The following is a 20,139-nucleotide window of genomic DNA, read 5'->3' on the forward strand; positions in this document are numbered from 1 at the left end:
ATGACCGAGCTGAAGAAAAAACTGGTGCCCTTCGAGAAGCGCGTGCGTATCGTTCGCGCATGGAAGGGCTTGGCGATCGGAGCCTGCGCGGGCGCAGGGCTTTCCCTTGTGTGGGCGATCCTTGACTTTTTCCGGGTGTGGTACACGGAATGGCTTTGGCTTGGGATTGTGGCGGGAGTGTGTGCGATTGTCGGCGCGGTCGTCGGCTTGCTGATGAAGGTCCCCGCCGAGGGACTTGCCGACAGCATCGACCGTCGGGCTGAGCTTCGGGAGCGGCTTTCGACAGCCCTTGAAGACGACAAAGGCACGTTTCACGATGCGCAGGAGAGCGATGCCATGCAGCGCGTCTCCGGCCTCAAGCCTACGCAGGTCTATCCGATCCGGGTAGGGCGTCAGCACGGCCTCTTCTTGGCGATAGCGGCTGTCGCGTCCACGATCTTCCTGCTCGGCAACACCCCCCTCTTCCTGAGCGACAAGGACAAGGCGGCGATGAAGGAGCTGAAAGAGGCTTCGGCGGCAGTCGAGCGCGTGATGAAGCCGATCCTGGACGACAAGGAGAAGGGAGAAACGCCTGAGAAGGACCTTGCGCGGAAGATTCAGCAGTTCGCCCGGGAGATGGAGCGCGCCCGAATGAACAAGGAGGAGGCCCTTGAACGCGCCAACGAACTCGCCAAGGAGGCTGAAAAACTCATTAAGGAGCGAGCGGAGGGCATGGAGAAGAACATTCTCAACGCCGAAAGCGCCTGGCAGAAGTTTGAGCAGGAAAAGCTGAAAGAGGCCGGGTTCGAGAACGTGAACCCCGAAGATTTGGAAAAGACCGACGCCCAGCTGGACGCTGAGATGATGCAGCTTCAGCAGCAGATCAGCCAGATGGAGCAGAAGCTGAAAGACCCCAGCCTGAGCAAGGCCGAGCGCGAAGCCTTGGAGAAGCAGCTGAACGAGGCCAAGAACGAGATGGAAGGCCTCAAGATGTCGAAGAAGGCCAAGGAGTTCCTGAAGAAGCTTTCCGAGATGAAGGAGTTCAAAGAGCTTCAGGAGATGCTCAAGAAGATGAAGCAGGCCGCGGGCGAGTGCAAGGGCGGCAAGTGCAGTCTCACCAAAGAGCAGATGGAAGAGATGATGAAAGCCCTTGAGGAGCTTGCCGACAAGCTCAAGGGCGAGAAGGAGATGCGCGAATTCCTTGAGGCCCTCAAGAAAGCGATGGAGGAGGGCGAGGGCGCATGCGAGGGCGAAGAGATGGGCATGTGCCTGATGGGAATGCTCGGTCTGGGCAACGGCCCCAGCGGGCCTGGGCAGGACAACTGGTTTAGGGACACGGGCCAGCTTCCGATGTCCGAAGAAGCCACCACTATCGAAGGCAAGTCGAACGCCATCAAGGCGAGCGGCCTCAAGCGCGAAGCCGAAGACCCCGGGATGTACATCGAGGTCAAGGGTCCGGCGCAACTCAACGGTCCGTCCAGCGTCCCGCTCGGTCAGGCCCTGCCCAAGTACAAGAAGCAGGCCGAAAAGGCGCTCGACAAGCAGGCCATCCCCAAGCAGTATCAAGGTCGCGTGCGCGACTATTTCGACTCGCTGAGCGGCGGATCGACGCAGAAGAAGACAGAACCCAAGAAGGACAAATAGATGCAGGGTCAAGAAGCTGCGGCATGGTTCCGCGAGACGTTCGTCAAGGTTGAGAGCGAGGTTCGCAAGGCGATCGTCGGTCAGGATGAGGTCGTCACCGGCGTGCTCGCCGGAATGGCGGCGAACGGGCACGTCCTCCTCGAAGGCATGCCGGGACTTGGCAAGACGATGCTGGTGCGTTCGCTCTCCAGCGCGCTGAACCTCAGTTTCAGCCGCATCCAGTTCACCCCCGACCTCATGCCCGCCGACGTTGTCGGCACGAACGTGCTCACCCAGAGTGACGGCGGCGCGCGAGCGTTCGAGTTTCGGCGCGGACCGATCTTTGCCCAGCTGATCCTTGCCGACGAGATCAACCGCGCCACGCCGAAAACGCAGTCGGCGATGCTGGAGGCGATGCAGGAGCGGTCGGTGACGGTGAGTGGGAAGCGGTACGAGCTGGACGAGCCGTTCCTCGTGATGGCGACGCAGAACCCGATCGAGCAGGAGGGAACCTATCCACTCCCCGAAGCCCAAGTGGACCGCTTCTTTATGAAGCTCCTCGTGCCTTATCCCACCAAGGCCGAGCTCGCCGAAATCGTGAACCGCACCACCGGCACAAAGGAGCAGGAGCTTTCAGCCGTCGCCAGCGGGGAAGACATACTCAAGATGCGGCAGATCGTGCGTGAGATCCCCGTTGCCCAGAATGTGATGGACTTCGCGCTCAGCATGATCGTGGCGACCCACAGCGGCGCGCCGGAAGCCTCGCCGCTGGTCAATCGCTACGTCCGGTTCGGCTCAAGCCCGCGCGGCGCACAGGCTTTGATCTCTGCCTCCAAGGTTTATGCCCTGCTCGACGGTCGGTTCAACGTCTCCAAGGACGACCTCAAGAAAGCGGCAAAGCCCACGCTGAGACACCGCCTTCTTCTGAACTTCGAGGCCGAAGCCGACGCGATCACCGCCGACCGCATTCTCGAAGACGTCGTGTCGCACATCGAGGCGAAGGACCGCGACCCGATCAAGGTGTAACGAACGGTGAGCAGCCTTGCCGACCTGCCGACGTTCGTGCTGGAATCGCGCGAATTTCGCGTGCTGGAAGGCTTGCACATCGCCCCCCGACGCACGTTCACCGGGCGGGTGCGCGGCGAACGGCTGACCAAGCGCAAGGGCATCAGCATCGAATTTGCCGACTACCGCGACTACACCGACGGCGACGACCTGCGCCATCTCGACTGGAACGTCTTTGCCCGCCTGGAAACCCCGGTCATCAAGACGTATCAGGACGAAGAGGACCTTGCCGTGCATGTGCTGGTCGACTGCTCGGCGTCGATGGATTTTGGGCAGGTTCACAAGCTGAGAGCGGCGGTGCGGATGGGCTCGGCTTTGGCCTATCTGGGTCTGTGCGGGCAGGATGCGGTCTATCCCCGCGCGCTCGGAATCTCCGAAAGCCCGATGCCCGCGCTGCGAGGACGTTCGGCATTTCCCCGATTCGCCAAGTGGGCGCAGAGTCTGGAGCCCGCTGGGCAAGCCCCACTCAGCAAAACCCTCAAAGACTTTGCCGGGACGAGCGCGCGGCCTGGCGTTGCCATCGTGATCTCCGACGCGCTCGACCCGGAGGTGTTCTCGGCGATCCGGGTGCTCGGTGGGCGGGGGCACGAAGTCTGGATGATCCAGGTCCTCAGCGACGAGGAGCTTGATCCCGACATCGAAGGCGATCTGCGGCTTTTGGATGCGGAGGCGGGTTCGCCCGTCGAGATCACGGCGAACAGCTATGCGCTGGAGGCCTATAAGAAGAACCTTAAGGCGCACTGCGACCAGCTTGAGCAGGAGGCCCTGCGCGTGGGCGGGCGGTATGCGCTGTTCAACTCGGCAGGCTCGCTGGAAGACTTCGTCAAGATGACGCTCAAGCGTCATGGGTGGGTGGCCTCGTGAGCTTTGTCAGCGCAGGGGCGTTGCTGTGGATGATCCCGTTGGCGGGGATCATCGTGGCCCTGTATCTGCTGAAGATGCGGCGCAAAGACCTCAAGGTTCCGGCAACGTTCCTGTGGCCTTCGATGGTCTACGAAATCCGCGCCAATGCCCTCTTTCAAAAGCTGAAATTCTCCTGGCTGCTGGTGCTCCAGCTGCTGGCCCTCGCCGCCATCGTCTTCGCTTTGGCCCGACCGCAGGTCCGCACAAAGGGGCTCGGCGGCGAACTGACCGTGATCGTGCTGGACACGTCGGCGAGCATGTCGGCTAGGGAAGGCGGGCAGACCCGATTTGAGATGGGCCGCAAGATTGCACAGGACATCGTGTCGTCGGTCAAGATGGGCGACCGGCTGGCGATCATCGAAGCCGGGCCGACGCCCAAGATCGTCTCCCCGCTCTCCGAAGACCCAGCCAAGATGCAGCGCGCGCTGAACGACCTGAACCCAACCGACGCCGAGAACGACGTCGGAGAGGCGCTCCGACTGGCCTCGTCCATCGTCAGCCAATACTCCGGCGCAAGGATCGTGCTGATCTCCGACGGCGTGTTCTCCGACATCCGCGACTTCTCCCCTGGCAAGGCCCAGCTTGTGTTTCAGAGGGTCGGAAAGTCGGACAAGAACGTCGCCATCGCCGCATTCGGGGCGGGGAGCACCAGCGAAGGCACCCAGCTTTTCTTCAGCCTCAAGAACTACGGAAGCCTGCCCTCGCTGGGCACGCTGCGACTCTTTGCCGACGGCGAAATCTTCAACGCTCTCAAGGTCGAGGTTCCGGCAAAGGGCACCTACGGCAAGTCGGTTCCGATCCCTACCGGCGCGAAAGTGCTGAGGGCAGAGTTGGAAGCTGAGGACGACCTGAAGTCGGACAACTTTGCCGTGGCCCTCAGCGATCCCGACGCCCAGCTACGCGTGCTTCTGGTGAGCCAGGGCGACATCTTTCTGGAGCGGGCTCTTTCCCTCGATCCCCGCGTGATCCTTGACCGCGCCCAGAGCCTGCCCGAAACCGAAACCCGCACCCAGACCAGCTACGACATCATCATCTTCGACGGCGTGCCTGCGCAAGAGGTCGCCGCGCGGGGCGTGATCTGCTTCGGCAGCGCGGGAGCGGGGTCGCCCGTCCGTCGAACAGGCACGGCGAGCAAGCCCGCCTATCAGGGGAGCGAGGGCAACCATCCGGTGATGCGGTCGGTCGATCTGCGCGACACCTACATCGACAAAGGCGAGAAGGTGGAGCCCACCGCAAGGGGAACGGTGGTGGCGACTTCCGACGCAGGGCCGCTGATCGTCGTCGCTTCCCAGCCCAAGCGCTCGATCTACGTCTCCTTCAAGCCGATGGATTCGGATTTTCCGCTCCAGGTCGCCTTTCCGATCTTCATCGCCAACGCCATCGACTACCTCATCCCGCGCGGATCGTCGGGCGAGACGTTCGTCGTCGAGGCGGGCAAGCCGTTCTCCATCCCCGCCGTCGAAGCCGATCAGAAGCTGACGGTGACCACGGAGAAGGGGGACAAGACGGAGATCGCTCCGGCGGGCGGCTCCTACGTTGTGCGGTCGATGGAGCAGATCGGCAGGTACACGCTGGAGGTGGGGGGCAAGAAGACTACCGCCTACGCCATCCTGCGCAGCGACCTCAAATCGAACATCAAGCCGCAGGATCGGGTGCTGATCGGGCAGAACGCGGTCGCGGCTGAGAGCACAACCCTCCGCCTTTCCGACTTCTACAAGCCGCTGTTGCTCTTGGCCTTGCTGGTGCTGGCGGGCGAGTGGTGGCTGTTTATGAGGAGGAGCTAGCTTGCGGTTTACCGATCCCCTCTATCTGCTCCTCCTGATCCCCGTCGCCTACGGGCTGTTCTGGACCTATCGGCGCACGGGCGGCATGATGAAGGGCCGCAAGCGGCTGGCCTTCGGCATTCGGTTTGTCCTGGCCTCGCTGCTGATCCTGGCTTTGGCGGGGCCGCAGCTCTATCGCCCGAACGTCGGCACCTGCACCGTTTTCGTGCTCGACCGCTCCGACTCGATCCGCGATGTGGATCGCCGCAAGCAAGAGACGTTCGTCAAGGAGGCGTTGAAGTCGCTGAACGATGACGACGTTGCCGCCGTGGTCGTCTTCGGCAAGAATTCGAACATCGATATCGCCCCGTCGAAGCTCAGCGGACTTCCCAAACTCACCGCCATCGCCGACCCTTCCGCTTCCGATCTCGCCGCCGCGATCCGCCTCGCCAGCGCGACCTTTCCCGACGGCAAGGCCAAGCGCATTGTCGTGCTCAGCGACGGTAACGAGACCAACGGCGACGCCGCCGATGCGGCGACTGTCGCGGCGGCGGACGGCATCCAGATCGACCATGTGGCTTTGGGCTCGGTCCAGGAGGACGCAGAAGTCGCCGTGCTCTCGACTGAGGTTCCCAACGAGACGCGGGTCGATCAGCCGTTCGACGTCCGCGTCGTCGCGACCGCGACCAAGGCGACGCGCGGCGAATTGGTTCTTGATCGCGACGGTCAGATCGTGGCCCGCCAGCCGGTCCAGCTTAACCCCGGATCGAACACGTTCGTGATCGCCCAGCGGCTGGAACGCCCCGGCTTTGCCCGCTATCGCGCCACGATCCAGGCCGAAGCCGACCGCGACAACCGCAACAACGTCGGCGCGGGGTTTGTGTCGATCAAGGGCAAGCCGAAGGTGCTGATCCTGCAGCAGAAGCCGGAGATCACGGCCCTGGCCCGAGCTTTGAACGAGCAGGGGATCGACACCGACCTGCGCGGTCCCGGGGGAATGCCCGCCCGTCCCGAATCGTTTCAGGCTTACGACGCGGTGATCTTCAACGACATTAACGCCGCGACGATGACGCCGACGCAGATGAAGATGATGCAGTCGGCGATCCGCGACAGCGGCATCGGGTTTGCGATGATCGGGGGAGAGAACTCCTTCCTGCCGGGCGGGTGGTACGGAACTCCGATAGCAGAGGCGTTACCCGTCGACCTCAACATCCGCCAGCGCAAGAACTTTCCCTCCACCACCATCCTCGTCGTCGCCGACACGTCCGGCTCGATGGGGATGATCGAGGACGGCGTGCCCAAGGTCAAGCTCGCCGCCAAAGCCGCTGAGCAGACCGTGCTCCTGCTCTCGCCGATGGACCGCGTCGGCGTGGCGGGCAGCACCGACGCCATCGAGTTCTGCGCGCCGATCCAAAAGCTCACCGACAAGCAGGCTGTCATCAACCAGATTCGCAAGCTGGATGTGGGCGGCGGCGGCATCTACATCAAGCCGTCGCTTGAGTTTGCCCGCAAGCATCTGAACAATGAGAACACGCAGGTCCGACACCTGATCCTGCTTGCCGACGGTCAGGACTGCGACCTGATCGACGGCTGCATCCCCTACGTGACAGCGATGCGCGGTGAGAAGATCACCACCTCGGTGGTGAGCATCGGCGACGGGCAGTTTGTACCTTTCCTCAAGCAGCTTGCCGCTGCCGGAGGAGGGCGGTTCTACCTGGCGACCAAGGCCTCCCAGCTTCCTGCGATCTTTACGCAGGATGCGGCGGTGATGTCGCGCTCGGCGATCGAAGAGGGCGCGTTCTTCCCCAAGGTGATGATGGGCGAAGAGGTGACGCGAGGGATCGATCCCGGCGCGTTCCCGGCCCTGCTCGCCTACTGCCTAGCCGACAGCCGCCCCATCGCGCGGACGGGGATGCGCACGGGCAAGGACGATCCTCTGCTGGCAAGCTGGCAGTACGGCCTTGGCACCAGCCTCGCCTTCACCAGCGACGCCCAGCCGCGATGGGCGCAGCGATGGACGACCTGGAGCGGATTCAGCACGTTTTGGGCGCAGGCGGTGCGCTCGATCAGCCGACGGGCTACCAGCAACCAATATCAGATCGAGGCTATCCAGGAGGGCACGAAAGGGAAGATCACGATGCGGGCGACCGATCCGAACGGAAACCCGATGAACAACCTTCCGGCGAAGGTTCGTGTGGCGAGCCCGAGCGGCAACGCGCAGGAGCTGACGCTGAGCCAGGTGGCCCCCGGTGAGTACGTGGGCACCTTCGAGGCGAGCGAGATCGGCTCGTACATCGTGACCGTCGCCGAGAACGACGCACAGGGCGTTCGGGTGAACGCCTCCGGCTTCTCCGTCCCTTATCCCCCCGAGTATCGCTATTCGCGCCCGAACCTTCCGCTGCTGTCGGGCCTCAGCACCGTCACGGAGGGCAAGGAGCTGAAGACCCCCGCCGAAGCGCTGCGGCCTGTGGAGAGCCCCGGCTCGTCGCTTACCGAGCTTTGGGCGCTGTGCGTTCTTCTTGCCGCGCTGTTGCTGCCGCTGGATATTGCGGCCCGACGCATCGCGCTCCCGGTCGGGGAGATTCTGGCGAAGGCGCTGGCGTGGATCCGCGCCAAGTCGCTCAAGGCTCGCGCTCCGACGGAGACGGAGGCCGCGATCGGGCGGCTACAGTCGGCGAAACAGCGGGTGGCGAAGCGATCGGATGCGCCGTCCGCGACAGTGTCTTCCTCCGATTCCTCTTCCTCGGCTTCCTCGCCTGCCGCCAAGGCGGATGAAAAGCCCGCGCCTCGACCGGCGGCTTCGGTCGGGGGGTCTGCGGCAGGGTCGAAGCTTCTTGAAAAGAAGCGCAAGCGCGACAGCGGGGAAGAGTGATTCTTGGAGTGCGGGGCTTTCTTTGCCTCCAGATTCGCAATCTGGAGGCTTGTCTTTAGCTCAGACGAGTGCATTGGGATCGCCTACAGACGAAGTGTGCGCTGACAATACATCGCTAACAGTTTCTGATAACACATCGCTTACACTCTGAGGGCGCTTGGCAATGCTCGCCTTGGAGGGCCACTGTCCTCAGTGACCTGTATTTGGACATTGAGGACAATGTCCCTCCAGGCAGGAATTGGTGCTTCCATTTCTCCCTAGCGGAGCGAGTGGATGGGGCAAGGAGTGGCGGTGCTGATCGGGAGACCCTACACGACTAGCTGTCATAACACGGGACACAGGCGACGGTGGGATGGTTTGCAACAACCTACGCCGCCTCTTCACATGCCGATTTGACCTTGTCGAGTCTTCGTGGTAGATTTGATTTTGCGGGGGCAAATACACTACTCGAATGGGGATTCGTCGATGAGAGTACAGGAAGAGAAGATAACCAAGATCAAAGACAGCTTTCCGATTTTTCTTGTTTCGCTGGCGGTCGCCACGTTCGGAACCGTGATGAATGGCGAGGGGCTTTCGATCTTTTACCTTCTGGTCTTGATCGTTGAAGGGTGCAGCGTCGGGCTGCTGGCAAAAGCGAATATGTCGGATAAGCTCGCCTGGCTGCACATCCTTTTCCGTACGCTCAGAAGCATCGGCGCGAGCTTTATTCTGGCTTTTGCGATCGTGCTTGTTGCCCCAGCGGTGCGCAGCGACATTGCCGACCCTCGATCCGTGTTTACCTTCGGCCTGATCTACGGAGCGTTGCTGGGAATTGTCGGGACGATTGCGGTTGAGGCGCTGCGGAGGGAAGCGGAGAAGAGCTAGGAGCGATCAAGAATTAGCGATCAGCTATCAGCTATCAGCGATCAGCTATCTGCGATCAACAATCCAAAATCCAAATGGCCCCGGCAAACTGCCAGGGCCATTTTCATTCGTTTCCAAGCGTTAGCTTAGAAGCGCACCGAGATCTGAGTGGTGAAGAGTCCACCGCTTTGTCGTCCACCATTTCCAAACGGAAGGTTGAACGCGTTCAGGCCGTCGGCGTGGTAGTCGCTGCGCTCCCACATAAACATGAGCTTCGTGTTGTTGCCCATGCTGTGATTGAGGCCAATGCGATACCAGTGCTCGTTCGGGCTTGCGCTGGTTCCATCAAAGTCCCAGTAGACGCATTCGGAGCCAAGCAAGAGACTCCAATCTTGGGCAAATTGATGCTCAAGCTTGAATTGGAGCCGTGATAGGCTATCGTCTGCTGTTAGGACGCTGCTATCTGTGTCTCGTCCGCTGTACCACTCGCCACCCGCGTGAATCCGCGTTCGCGAACTCAGGTCGTAGCGAAGACCGGCTTGGAAGCCTTGGATGTCCACCGGATTCCAGAACAGGCCGACTCGTCCCCAATCGCCAGGCGCGGCGAACTGCGGGTCGATGCTTCGGTAGCCAAGGTAGCCACCCCATCGTCCGCCATCATACTTCAGCTTTGCCCACCATGCCGAGTTGTCCTCGTCAAGTCGGATGTCGCTGTTGAGCATAAGGTTCGACTGCGAATATCCAGCGTTGAGGTTGAGCCTACTGTTGACCTTCCAATCGAACTCTCCGCCGAAGACCACGACGCGGTTGAAGACGTCGGAGCTGCCGACGATACCTGCCGTGCTGTTGGAGTCGAAGATGAGGTAGTTCAGGTTCAATCTACCGCGATCCGTCAACGGCAGTCCAAGCTGGAAGCCGAGGTGCTGATCGATGAAGATCTGGTTGCCACTCTTGTCGAGGCCAAGGTCGCGGGCTGAGCCGTTGAACCACTGACCGGACTGTCCGGCTCTCATCGGGTTGAGGTCGATGCCATTCGTCGAATAGCGATCGCTTTGACGTCCTCCGAATACGGTGAGATCAGCGCTGCCGAGCGAGAAGTCGAAGACTCCGCCGTCGAAGTACCAATCGCCGTTGTCCCAGCGCTTGTTCTTGAAGTACGGTGTGGTGTCCGGGCGCTCCATGAAGTAGCTGCCGACCTGGTGTCCGACACGTCCGAGAGTCGCAGAGAAGTTCTGGCCCCAAAGGCTGGTGTCGTACTTCACCCAAAGGGTCTGCCACCAAACGTCGGTGTTGCCCTCTGAGAACGGCGAACCGCTCCAGGTCATCGACTGGTTGCCGAAAGCAACGCGGTCGAGAGCGATGGACTGCGGGATCAGGCTGCTAAACGGAGCTCCGAGCGTGTTACCAACGACGAGGGTGCCGCCCCACTTGGGACCGGTCTCGTTAGTGCCTTCAATCTCAAGGCCCATCTCGTGCAGAACGGTAAAGTCACGACCGATGCCCACTTTGTTGCCGTTCTTGATTCCGGTAGGACGTCCATCAACGGTGACACCGTATCTCTCTTCGTCCGAATAACCGTTGCCCATCCACAGGTTCAGATCGCCAGAAACAGCGATCGGGAACTTGCGATCCTCAAGAGCCTTAACGCGCTTCTCAAGGTCGGCAAAGCCCTTCTTCATGGCTTCGACATCGACACCCATGGAAGCAAGCTCTTTCTCAAAAGTTGCTGCCATGCGCTTGAGGTTGGCGATTTCGTCTCCCCAAGCCTTCATGCCGTCGATCTGGGATTGTGCTGCAGCCAGAGCGTCTCGCACCTGGCGAAGCTCGGCAGCGGTGGCGAAGCCACCCTGGTTGATCTTGTCTTCCAGAGCCTTGATCTGTCCAGCAAGACCGTCCGTCACACCCATCATCTTCATGTAGAGGGCGTTAAGGGCGACTGCCATTTCGTATCGGGAAGCCGGTCTTCCGCCTCGGAAGAGGCCATCCGGGTAACCGACCAAGAGGCCGGCGTTCTTCAGTCGTGCGAGGGCTTCGTATGCCCAGTGATTGTCCGGGGTATCCGGAAATGCGTCCTGCGCGGATGCGGGAGCGGCCAAAGCCACTGCCATCACGGCGCTGAGCGCGTAAACGAACGTTCGTTTCATATGGTTACACTGCTCCTTGTGTTTTTAGATGAAGCAGAGGAAACGAACGTGGCGATGATAGCCGGAGTGAAAACTTTCCTAGTTTCCTTTCACAACCAGCTGCCCCGTCGCGAGCGCATCCCTGCTTACAACTTACCGGCAAGTATAGCAGGGTGCGCCGGAGAAGGCAAATGGGGGATAAGTCGTCGGCAGGTGGTTGGCGGGTGGTTGGCAGGTAGTTGGCAGGTGGTTGGCAGGTAGTTGGCAGGTGGTCGGCAGGTGGTTGACAGCAACTTGACAGCGCCCATCCTACGCTGCCCAGACATCGAACGTTGGCGTGAACCAGTCGATTCCCCAAAGTTCGTACTGGCCCGGAACCTGTCCTTTGCCATAGTGTTCGATCAGCTTGCGGCCGAGGGCGTCGGTGCTCTCCTGATTCAGTTTCTGCACGAGCTGCGATGGCTCGGAGTCAAAGCTCACGTGTCCATCGTGATGAACGAATACATCCGTGGCGATGAGAAGCCGATATCCGGCAAGGCGAAGTCGCCATGAGATATCGAGATCGTCCATCCCGAGGAAAAGATCGTTGTCGAGCAGACCAACCTTGTCCAGGGCGCTTCGGCGGATCATCATGGCAAAGCCGATAAGAAGCTTTGTTTCTATTGCGCGCCGTGAATTCACCTGCCCAAGCATTTCGGCAAAGCGATCATAGTTAAATCCGCCCGTTGCCTGGACCGGTGCATGGAACTCGGCCTTTTGGAAACCAGCGACACAATCGGAAGTTGGTCCGACCGCACCGACTGTTGGGTCGGCAAAGTGCTCGACGAGTTTGCCCAGCCAGCCAGGGGTTACGGCGGTATCTGGATTCAGCAAGACAATAAAGTCGCCTTTTGAATTCTCGATTCCAAGGTTGGTGCCGCCAGAAAAGCCAAGGTTCTTGTCGCTCAGGATGACTTTGACCCTGTTTCCGATGCCGGTCAGTTGCTTGAGGAACTCGGGAGTACCATCGCGAGAGCCGTTATCGACGATGATGAGTTCGTCGAACAGTCCGAGGTTGGCGACAACGCTATGGACGCACGCTTCGATGGTCTTCATCGAGTTGTAGGTGACGACGACAATGCTGCATGTGCCGTCGGTCGGTTTTCGATGAGCCAGAGTTTCCCAGTTCTCTGCCGAGACTGCGGAGGAGGCTTGATTCGCATATCGCCAAAAGCCAAATCGTCCGGGGTGGATGCGGCTCACGCCATCGGCGGTGCGGATGTTATCTGGGATAAATGTTCCGTAATACTTGCGGACGAAGTCTTGGTATCCGCCGACATCGGAGGCTTCTCCAGAGCACGTCGGGGAGGTGGGCGATGTGTGAAAAAGCATGTCGCCACGGACACCGATCTGCCATAGCAGACCCTTGATCGCAACCCCTAACGCGAGCCCGAGCAGATCTTCGCTGACTTCGGTATCCCATCCTCCCGCACCCCAAAAGGCTTGCTTACGAACGAGGACGCAATCGGGTCGGAAAGCCGAAACGCTGGCGAGGCCTTGGGTCGGCTGGTCAGCAGGAATGGAGGAGAGAGGCATCCGATTGAAGTGATCTTCAATGATGCTGAAACCGTTCGTGATGGTGTGGCCGTTGGGCAAGGCGACCGGACAGGCTATTGCTGCGAGAGTCGGGATCGACTCCATGTCGTTTTTGAGGGCAATCAGGGTAGAAGCATCGCACCAACCGCCAAACGGTGCGAAGAAGAGAAACTCACCTTCTGCTTTTTTGGCAGCTTCGTTCAAGCACTCTGCACGTGAGCCTTTCACTTGTACAGTCAATACCTCTATGCCTTGCTGCTGCAAAGATGCTTGCCAAGAGGTGGGCGCTTGGATCGGCTCAGCAACAATCACGCTAAGGATAGGTTTTGAAGGCCCGGAGGACACAAGGGCTGTTCCGGCGGTCGGTAGAGTTTGAATTCGCATTGTTTAGGCTCTCTTGGGCAGGCGCTTGGTGAGTGTTGAATATTGGTTGTGGCGAATGCGGTCGGCTGAAAATGCGCTGTGGATTGGGCGCACACCGTATCCGCCTTTGATGAATGCGAAGGCCCAGCCGCGCTCCATCGCCTGTTGCTCGTGTTTATTCGATGGGATTACATTGAGCAAGCCTTGAGATTCGAGATCGCTTAACGCATCATGGGTCGTGGCGAACATCGGCCCGAAAACGCCGAATGGAGCAAGGTCTGTGGTTTGAAACTTTTCGGTGACAAAGCCAACCTGCTCTTCGCTGTCCCATTGAAGCGGGAAAGTGAGCCACGGAACTGCGCCGACGCCGAAGCTTAATCTCGACTCGAACTCTTTGGTCCAGCCTGGCTGCTTGACGAGCACGCTGTCTTGCATAAAGATGTAGGTGTCGGCGGGGAAGTTTCGGAAAGCCCAAAGGTATGCCCCGGTGTCATAGCCTTTATACGGCGTCTGGGTGACCATGAGTTTGAACGGGCCATTGTAGCTTTCAAGGGCGCCAAGATACTCCGTCGCTGCGGGGTCGCTTGATCCCGTGTCCACGATCAAGACATCGTGGCCATCGGTTCCGTAGGTCTCTAAACTTTCAATCAGTTCAGGCAGAAATTTGTGTCCATTGTTCGTTGCTATAGCAATCATTCCAGCGCTCCGGGAAGTCTGTGCAGATGCCTTCGAATCCAGCTCGAAGCGCGGCTGCCTTAAAGTCTTTGTCGAGCGTCCAGCCGTGGAGCTCAGGAGAGACGAGAAAAGTGTGTTTGGGGACGTGGGTGAACGGCTCAGTGTCCTTCACATAGTCCAGCCAATAACCGTAAAAGGGGCCACTGATAACCTCGTAAGGGCTCAATCGGGCTAGAGTCTTGAGTTCGTTTCGCTCGGCACGGATCATGTCGGGAACGATCATGTCGGCGGCGTAGCACTTGTTCAAATCGAGCCCTGCCCATTTGATCAGCTTGATGGTGAGGTCTACGATTCCTGACTCTTTGAAATCGAAGATCACGGGTCCGGGGAAGCCCTTGAGCAAGTCAAGGCCGGTAAAGCTTGGCGCTGATAGGATCGGATCGTGGGCCAGGTAGATATCGTGCTCGTAGCTACGGATATCGACTTCGATACCCCAGCCCTTGTCCGCAGCTTTGCGGATGGAGGCTTCGTCATTGGCTCTGTGTAGATAGAGAGTTGGCAAATTCATGGGCTTATGCGGCGATACGGTCGTAGTTCGCTTGCAGGTCTTCGGGTGTTCCGAGTCCGTACATCGCTTCGACGTCGAAGTTTTTGATGAGCTTGGTTTCGACCAGTTCGTTGAAGACTGGGCATACGTAGAACTCACCGTTCACGCGAGTATCGTTGCTTATCATTTGTCTAGCCCCCCAAACGAAATCGGCTCCATGACGATAGTAGTAAACGCCGACGGTGGCTTTGTCGCTGATGACTTGCTTCTCGGCAACACGAACGACTCGGCCTTTCTCTTCAAGGGAATAGCTCCACTTGGGGTGATTTGCACGGAAGGTCATGATTGCGCCATCCAAACCTTGCAGCCTGTTCTGCCAAGCTTCCTTGTCGTAGCTGACCCACTGATCGGAGTTTGCGATAATCAGCGGCTCGTCGCTGTCGATGAACTTCTCAGCGAGCAGGACGGTGCATGCTGCGCCTTCTGTTGGGTGTACGACCGGCACGAATGCAACGTCGTGGCGCTCCATCATGCGAGTCTCATTTAGGTGAGAGAGGTGCTCCATGCGGCAAAGAAGAAAAAACTTTGCGCCCGGAATTGCGACGTTTTCGATCACGTGCTCGATCATCGCCTTGCCTTTGATCGGGATAAATGGCTTGGGGGTGTGATATCCAGCGACGACAAAGCGCGATCCTGCGCCGGCCATAGGAATAACGATGTTCATGCGGCTTTTGCTCTCTCCTTTGAATCAAGGGGTCCGATGAGTTTGGGCAGGAGCCCGACATTGACCTCATCTGGACTGGAAACTTTAACGATCTTGGCGGGGTTTGCGGCGTGGGCGGCGAGCAATCCAACTGGCGAGTCTTCGACGATCAGACACTCTTTGATGGAAATCCCAAGTCGACGCGCACCTTCGAGGTAGATATCAGGCGCGGGTTTGGCTTTTTTTACGTCGTCGTTGCCTACGATGATGTTCACGTAGTCGAGCAGCCCAATGGCACGCAACATCCGGTCGAGGGTTTGCCGTAATGAGTTCGAACAAACGGCGACAAGAAACTCGTGTCCAAGCAACTCTTTGACGAGTTGGACCTTGGTCATATCGGGGCGCAAGACCTCTTCGATCAACTCGACCGTGAGCTGCTGCTTCTGTTCGTGTACGGTTTCGTGAAGGTTTTTGGGGAAGCCTTTTTCGTCGGTGAGCTTGCCTAGCTTCACGCGTGTAGGGAGACCATTGTAGGCTCGAATGTGCTCTTCGCGTGTGATTTCGTATCCGTGCTCGGCGAGTGCACGGTTCAGCGCAACGTAATGCAACTCGCATGCATCTACGAGAACTCCGTCTGCGTCAAAGAGAACTGCCTTGATCATAAGTGGGCTTACCACCGATAAGTTCGTCTTGCGAACCTAAGCTCCAGGTAATTTTTCGGGGAAGTTGACGAACTTCTTTAGGTTTTCGACCCTGTTTTTGACCGTTGCGCCTATTCGCGCAACGATTTAATGTGGGATTGCGTGTTTACATTAACGCGCAGCCTGCTTCTGAGCTAGGCTGAGGAGAGGCATGGAGCTCATCCGCTACAAACCAGGAGAGGCGATCCGCTGGATTCACACCGGCGCAGAGGACTTGCGCAAGCAGGCCGTGCGGCAAGGCAAGAGCGTGATTAAGCGCGAAGGCGACCGGACGATTGGCAAAGACCTCAAAGACGTCGCGAGCGCGCTTGTGGACATGGGGAAGAGCACTTGGGCCGAGGTTCTCCACCATCAGGCTGAGGCAAGCGAATATGTGCTTCATGCCGAGAAATTCGACGTCGTGACGCCAGGGAATATCAAGACTGTCCGCTATGACGAAGTCGTCGATATGAAGCAGCGTGGCGACCGAGTGACAGTCGTGCTTAAGCAGGGCAGCGTTACCATTAAGCCTCACGCCTATATCGTCGCCGGGAAACTCAAGGCCCCGGTCGGCTGGGCAAGAAACGGGCTCGAAGTACCCTATGAGACCTTGCTCGATGAGCTTTCGGCTCGTTGCAAGGTAAACATAGAATACTTGTGAGTATATGGCTGCAACCTGAGCCCCTTAGCTGGTGGCATAACGTCGATGACGCGATTCAAGAAGATGTCGGCAGCGGCGATCTTTCTGGCGGATGCATCGACCCTGAATTGATGTCCTCTTACTATATCGAAGCGCAAGCCGAAGGCACGGTCTGCGGTTTGGGCATCGCCGAATATCTTCTCGCGCCCTACCCGACCGATCCCGATGGCGTAAAGATCGACATTGGGTTTAAGGATGGCGATCGGGTGAGCCGTGGCGACATTTTGGTCAGCGGGCGGACATCGGCGCGGAGGGCGTTGCTTGCCGAGCGGACGGTCCTCAACTTCATGATGCATCTGAGCGGGGTGGCGACTTTCACACGAAAGTTCGTCGATCAGGCTGGTGAAAGCAACGTCCGAATCGTGGATACACGAAAAACTCTCCCGGGCCTTCGTGCGCTTCAAAAGTATGCGGTGCGGTGCGGTGGCGGGCACAGCCACCGGATGGGGCTCTTCGACGGTGTGATGATCAAGGACAATCACATTCGCGCTTGCGGCAGTATTAAGGAGGCGGTGGAGAAGGTGAAGGAATATGCGCCGCATACGGTTCGGATTGAGGTGGAGTGCACAAGTTTAGAGCAGGTGGCGGAGGCCGTCGATGCGGGAGCCGACATCGTGATGCTCGACAATATGGACCCCTTCATGATGCGCGAAGCCGTCAAGGACTATCGGGGCAAAGTCATCTTTGAGGCGAGCGGGGGGATCTCACTCGACACGGTTCGCGGCATGGCCCAGACTGGTGTGGACATCATCTCGATTGGCGCGCTCACCCATTCTGCCCCGGCTTTGGCGATGCACATGGAGTTTGAATGACCGATCTGCGTGTTGAGCCATGGATCGAACTGGATTCGGCAGGATCGACGCAGGATGTTGCCGCCGAATTCTTGCAAGGTACACGCTCGGGTGAGATTCCGGGTGTGATTTGGACTACCGATCAAAGGTCGGGTAGGGGGCGATTTGGGCGCAATTGGTACGGGCGACCGGGTGACTCTCTGGCGATGACTCTGGTGCTACGAGACTATCCCGACCATCCGAAGCCCTGGCTGGTGGGGATGGGCGTGGCGATTGCGGCTGCGGGGGTTCTGCATTGTCAGTTGCGTTGGCCAAATGACCTTTCCATCGGCACGAAGAAGGTCGGGGGGATTCTTACTGAACTTGTCAAGGACGTTGCGGGACGGAGTATTCCGGTAGTTGGGGTCGGGCTAAACCTCAACCACGACTCCTTTCCTACTGAGATCGAGGACATTGCAACGAGCCTTAAGATCGAGCGTGGGCACGATCATTCGCCTTTGGAGATTGCGCAGAAGATTGCCGAACGGTTGGCAGGGATTCCTGAGCCGGAGAGCTGGCAAGCGCTGGAGTCGGTGTGGATGCTGTTTGACGCTACGCCGGGCAAGCGCTTCAAACTGCCCGATGGGGAGGAGGCAGTGGGATTGGGTTTCGGGCCGGATGGGGAGCTGATCTGCTCGGTGAATGGGGAGACGAAATCGGTACTGGCGGCAGATGCGGTCTTTGGTGTGTAGGCTGGTCCGTTACCCCAAACAACAATGGGGTGGCCTTTGTAAGAGGAATTGCGGAAGTGCTCGTCAAATTCACTATTTTTTATTGCAAAGTGTTAGTTTGCCTTTTTAGAGTCCGTTTTGTACTATAGTTAGACTGGATGGCGAAAGCCTAGTTTAGCGTTCATATAGTGGAGGCAGTCGAGTGCTTTTTAAGATTCGATCTTTACGTGAGAAGGTCATGGGGAACGATACGTGGAATCGGCCCTTGATGTCGGAGCATGACTTCTTTAAGCTTAGCGAAGAGTTAGATAAGGGCCGTCACAAGCGAAAGATGGAGCTTATCCTGGTTTGGATCATGACGGGGATTGTAGGTTCGGCTGTTGTGATTCTCATCTTTCCGGGGCTGATTTTCTATATTGCCGACAAGATTTCAAATGCATCGTCTCCGAGCGGGAGCGCGACAGCAACGGAGTTTAACGGTGAGAGCTATAAGCTTGCGCAACAGTGGGCGATTACGACGCTGACAACCGTTGTTGGTTTTGTTATCGGTTATGTCAATGGTCGAAGGGTTGACGCAGATAAGTCGCGGGGCGGTGGCAATTCAGACGACAGTGGCAACGCTGGTAATGGTGGCAATGCAGGGGATGGAGGTTCTGGACAGCAGGTCAATCCAGATGCGAACTCTCAGTCTGATGATTCCGGTAACGAGGATACAGAAGAGACAAACCAAACGCAAACTTAGATAGCTTGGCAAGGACGGCATGACGGAGAGACATCCACGGCAGTCAATGTTTCCCTATATTCTTGCGGCGATTCCAGCCTATCCGTGGAGAGGGCAGGGCTTGCGACCGTTGCCCGATGAGTTTCCTCATCGACGTCGGATGTGTCGTCAAGTTCTTCATACGCTGAACTGAAGGTACGGCACGACTCCTTGAGTTTGCGAGTATAAAGAACCATGCTCTCGGTGGTTTTGGTCTCGGCAATGGCTCTTCTTCAACCTTCAACCCCTGCTGTTCCGCGTGAGTTTCGCGCGGCATGGGTCGCCACGGTTGACAATATCGACTGGCCCTCGAAGCGCGACCTCACGACCCAGCAGCAGCAGGCCGAGCTTCAGGCCATCATCGATAAGGCCAAGGAGCTAAACCTAAACGCGCTGATCTTTCAGGTGCGCCCGTCAGCCGACGCGCTTTACGAATCCAAACTTGAACCGTGGTCGGAGTATTTGACAGGCCAGCAGGGCAAAGCGCCGTCGCCGTTTTGGGACCCGCTCAAGTTTGCGGTGGAGAAGTGTCACGAGAAGGGGATTGAGCTCCACGCATGGTTCAACCCGTACCGGGCGAAGCACCCGAGCATGAAAGGGCAGTGCGACCCCAGCCATATCGCCAAGACGAACCCGGGGCTGGTGAAGTCCTACAGCACCCTTCTTTGGATGGATCCAGGCGAGCCAGCCGTTCAAAAGCGGTCGATGGATGTGATGATGGATGTGGTGAAGCGCTACGATATCGACGGCGTCCACATCGACGATTATTTTTATCCTTACCCGGTCAAGAGCGGTGGCAAGAATGTCCCCTTCCCTGATAGCGCTTCTTACGCAAAGTATCAGAAGGCGGGAGGCAAGCTCAAGGTGGACGATTGGCGACGGAAGAACGTCGATGACTTCATCGAAGGGCTTTACAAGGCCATCAAGAAGGAGAAGTCTTGGGTGAAGTTTGGGATCAGCCCATTCGGTATTTACCGTCCGGGAGTGCCTCAAGGGATCAAGGCTGGAATCGACCAATATGCCGAGCTGTATGCCGACGCAAAGAAGTGGTTTAACAACGGTTGGTGCGACTATATGACGCCTCAGCTCTATTGGGCGATTGGACAAAAGGAGCAGGCTTACAAGGACCTGCAGGATTGGTGGATCGGCGAAAACACGAAGGGTCGGCACCTTTGGGTGGGCAACTATACGAGCCGTTTGGTCACTGGGGCAGGGGGCTGGCAGGCTCAGGAACTGATTGATCAGATCGAAGCCACACGAGGGTCGAAAGCAACCGGGAACGTGCACTTTAGTATGAAGGCGCTGATGAGGGATGCGAAGGGGATTGCGACGGCTCTAAAGAATGGGCCGTACAAGGAACCGGCTTTGGTGCCGGAGTCGCCTTGGCTTAAGGGTCGGCCGGGAAGCTAAATGGGATTTTAGATTTTAGATTGGGGATCGCCGTTCGCTGATTGTCAACCGTTG

At 58.4% G+C, this 20,139-nt stretch carries 17 protein-coding genes; 11 read left to right on the forward strand and 6 right to left on the reverse strand.

Annotated elements, in window-relative coordinates:
- From KF784_06345 to KF784_06370, 6 genes are all read left to right on the forward strand, one after another.
- Entirely contained in the window at positions 1 to 1,623 is a 1,623-nt protein-coding gene (locus tag KF784_06345; protein MBX3118666.1) for a hypothetical protein, read from the forward strand.
- Entirely contained in the window at positions 1,624 to 2,628 is a 1,005-nt protein-coding gene (locus tag KF784_06350; protein MBX3118667.1) for a MoxR family ATPase, read from the forward strand.
- A 6-nt stretch (positions 2,629 to 2,634) separates the two neighbouring features.
- Positions 2,635 to 3,531, forward strand: a complete 897-nt coding sequence (locus KF784_06355) for a DUF58 domain-containing protein (GenBank protein ID MBX3118668.1) — start codon at positions 2,635 to 2,637, stop codon at positions 3,529 to 3,531.
- The gene (locus KF784_06360; protein ID MBX3118669.1) at positions 3,528 to 5,354 is read left to right on the forward strand and encodes a BatA and WFA domain-containing protein; all 1,827 of its coding nucleotides are present in this window, start codon (positions 3,528 to 3,530) and stop codon (positions 5,352 to 5,354) included. The genes KF784_06355 and KF784_06360 overlap by 4 nt, the downstream gene beginning before the upstream one ends.
- Position 5,355: 1 nt before the next feature.
- Positions 5,356 to 8,205, forward strand: a complete 2,850-nt coding sequence (locus KF784_06365; protein MBX3118670.1) for a VWA domain-containing protein — start codon at positions 5,356 to 5,358, stop codon at positions 8,203 to 8,205.
- A 465-nt stretch (positions 8,206 to 8,670) separates the two neighbouring features.
- Positions 8,671 to 9,069, forward strand: a complete 399-nt coding sequence (locus KF784_06370) for a hypothetical protein (GenBank protein ID MBX3118671.1) — start codon at positions 8,671 to 8,673, stop codon at positions 9,067 to 9,069.
- 125 nt (positions 9,070 to 9,194) lie between these two features.
- Here KF784_06370 and KF784_06375 read toward each other — a convergent pair whose 3' ends face one another.
- The 6 genes from KF784_06375 to KF784_06400 all read right to left on the reverse strand — a co-directional run bounded on the left by KF784_06375 (position 9,195) and on the right by KF784_06400 (position 15,696).
- On the reverse strand, positions 9,195 to 11,192 hold the full coding sequence (locus KF784_06375) for an S-layer homology domain-containing protein (protein MBX3118672.1): 1,998 nt from the start codon (positions 11,190 to 11,192) through the stop codon (positions 9,195 to 9,197).
- A 288-nt stretch (positions 11,193 to 11,480) separates the two neighbouring features.
- Positions 11,481 to 13,130: a glycosyltransferase family 2 protein gene (locus KF784_06380; protein ID MBX3118673.1), complete on the reverse strand. Its 1,650-nt coding sequence runs from the start codon at positions 13,128 to 13,130 to the stop codon at positions 11,481 to 11,483.
- A gap of 3 nt (positions 13,131 to 13,133) precedes the next feature.
- Positions 13,134 to 13,805 carry a hypothetical protein gene (locus KF784_06385; protein ID MBX3118674.1) on the reverse strand — a complete coding sequence of 224 codons (672 nt, stop codon included), beginning with the start codon at positions 13,803 to 13,805 and terminating at the stop codon, positions 13,134 to 13,136.
- Positions 13,762 to 14,352, reverse strand: a complete 591-nt coding sequence (locus KF784_06390) for a hypothetical protein (GenBank protein ID MBX3118675.1) — start codon at positions 14,350 to 14,352, stop codon at positions 13,762 to 13,764. The genes KF784_06385 and KF784_06390 overlap by 44 nt, the downstream gene beginning before the upstream one ends.
- Before the next feature lie 4 nt (positions 14,353 to 14,356).
- On the reverse strand, positions 14,357 to 15,055 hold the full coding sequence (locus tag KF784_06395; protein ID MBX3118676.1) for a glycosyltransferase family 2 protein: 699 nt from the start codon (positions 15,053 to 15,055) through the stop codon (positions 14,357 to 14,359).
- Complete coding sequence (locus KF784_06400; GenBank protein ID MBX3118677.1) at positions 15,052 to 15,696, reverse strand: HAD family phosphatase; 645 nt, start codon at positions 15,694 to 15,696, stop codon at positions 15,052 to 15,054. Before KF784_06400 ends, KF784_06395 begins: the two co-directional genes overlap by 4 nt.
- Before the next feature lie 190 nt (positions 15,697 to 15,886).
- Here KF784_06400 and KF784_06405 point away from each other — a divergent pair, with 190 nt between their 5' ends.
- The 5 genes from KF784_06405 (at position 15,887) to KF784_06425 (ending at position 20,085) form a co-directional block, all read left to right on the forward strand.
- Complete coding sequence (locus KF784_06405; protein ID MBX3118678.1) at positions 15,887 to 16,375, forward strand: hypothetical protein; 489 nt, start codon at positions 15,887 to 15,889, stop codon at positions 16,373 to 16,375.
- Positions 16,372 to 17,226, forward strand: a complete 855-nt coding sequence (gene nadC, locus KF784_06410; protein ID MBX3118679.1) for a carboxylating nicotinate-nucleotide diphosphorylase — start codon at positions 16,372 to 16,374, stop codon at positions 17,224 to 17,226. The genes KF784_06405 and nadC overlap by 4 nt, the downstream gene beginning before the upstream one ends.
- Positions 17,223 to 17,936: a biotin--[acetyl-CoA-carboxylase] ligase gene (locus KF784_06415; protein MBX3118680.1), complete on the forward strand. Its 714-nt coding sequence runs from the start codon at positions 17,223 to 17,225 to the stop codon at positions 17,934 to 17,936. The genes nadC and KF784_06415 overlap by 4 nt, the downstream gene beginning before the upstream one ends.
- Before the next feature lie 181 nt (positions 17,937 to 18,117).
- On the forward strand, positions 18,118 to 18,657 hold the full coding sequence (locus tag KF784_06420; GenBank protein MBX3118681.1) for a hypothetical protein: 540 nt from the start codon (positions 18,118 to 18,120) through the stop codon (positions 18,655 to 18,657).
- 213 nt (positions 18,658 to 18,870) lie between these two features.
- The gene (locus KF784_06425; protein ID MBX3118682.1) at positions 18,871 to 20,085 is read left to right on the forward strand and encodes a family 10 glycosylhydrolase; all 1,215 of its coding nucleotides are present in this window, start codon (positions 18,871 to 18,873) and stop codon (positions 20,083 to 20,085) included.
- The last annotated feature ends 54 nt before the right edge of the window (positions 20,086 to 20,139 follow it).

Source organism: Fimbriimonadaceae bacterium (assembly GCA_019638775.1).
GTDB lineage: Bacteria > Armatimonadota > Fimbriimonadia > Fimbriimonadales > Fimbriimonadaceae > JAHBTD01.

What these genes read in the sequence shown, in the direction of transcription:
- KF784_06405 (MBX3118678.1), top strand. Translation starts at nt 15,887, where the DNA reads ATGGAGCTCATCCGCTACAAACCAGGAGAGGCGATCCGCTGGATTCAC.
- KF784_06345 (MBX3118666.1), top strand. Translation starts at nt 1, where the DNA reads ATGACCGAGCTGAAGAAAAAACTGGTGCCCTTCGAGAAGCGCGTGCGT.
- KF784_06415 (MBX3118680.1), top strand. Translation starts at nt 17,223, where the DNA reads ATGACCGATCTGCGTGTTGAGCCATGGATCGAACTGGATTCGGCAGGA.
- KF784_06380 (MBX3118673.1), bottom strand. Translation starts at nt 13,130, where the DNA reads ATGCGAATTCAAACTCTACCGACCGCCGGAACAGCCCTTGTGTCCTCC.
- KF784_06400 (MBX3118677.1), bottom strand. Translation starts at nt 15,696, where the DNA reads ATGATCAAGGCAGTTCTCTTTGACGCAGACGGAGTTCTCGTAGATGCA.
- KF784_06375 (MBX3118672.1), bottom strand. Translation starts at nt 11,192, where the DNA reads ATGAAACGAACGTTCGTTTACGCGCTCAGCGCCGTGATGGCAGTGGCT.
- KF784_06390 (MBX3118675.1), bottom strand. Translation starts at nt 14,352, where the DNA reads ATGAATTTGCCAACTCTCTATCTACACAGAGCCAATGACGAAGCCTCC.
- KF784_06395 (MBX3118676.1), bottom strand. Translation starts at nt 15,055, where the DNA reads ATGAACATCGTTATTCCTATGGCCGGCGCAGGATCGCGCTTTGTCGTC.
- KF784_06385 (MBX3118674.1), bottom strand. Translation starts at nt 13,805, where the DNA reads ATGATTGCTATAGCAACGAACAATGGACACAAATTTCTGCCTGAACTG.
- KF784_06370 (MBX3118671.1), top strand. Translation starts at nt 8,671, where the DNA reads ATGAGAGTACAGGAAGAGAAGATAACCAAGATCAAAGACAGCTTTCCG.
- KF784_06425 (MBX3118682.1), top strand. Translation starts at nt 18,871, where the DNA reads ATGCTCTCGGTGGTTTTGGTCTCGGCAATGGCTCTTCTTCAACCTTCA.
- KF784_06350 (MBX3118667.1), top strand. Translation starts at nt 1,624, where the DNA reads ATGCAGGGTCAAGAAGCTGCGGCATGGTTCCGCGAGACGTTCGTCAAG.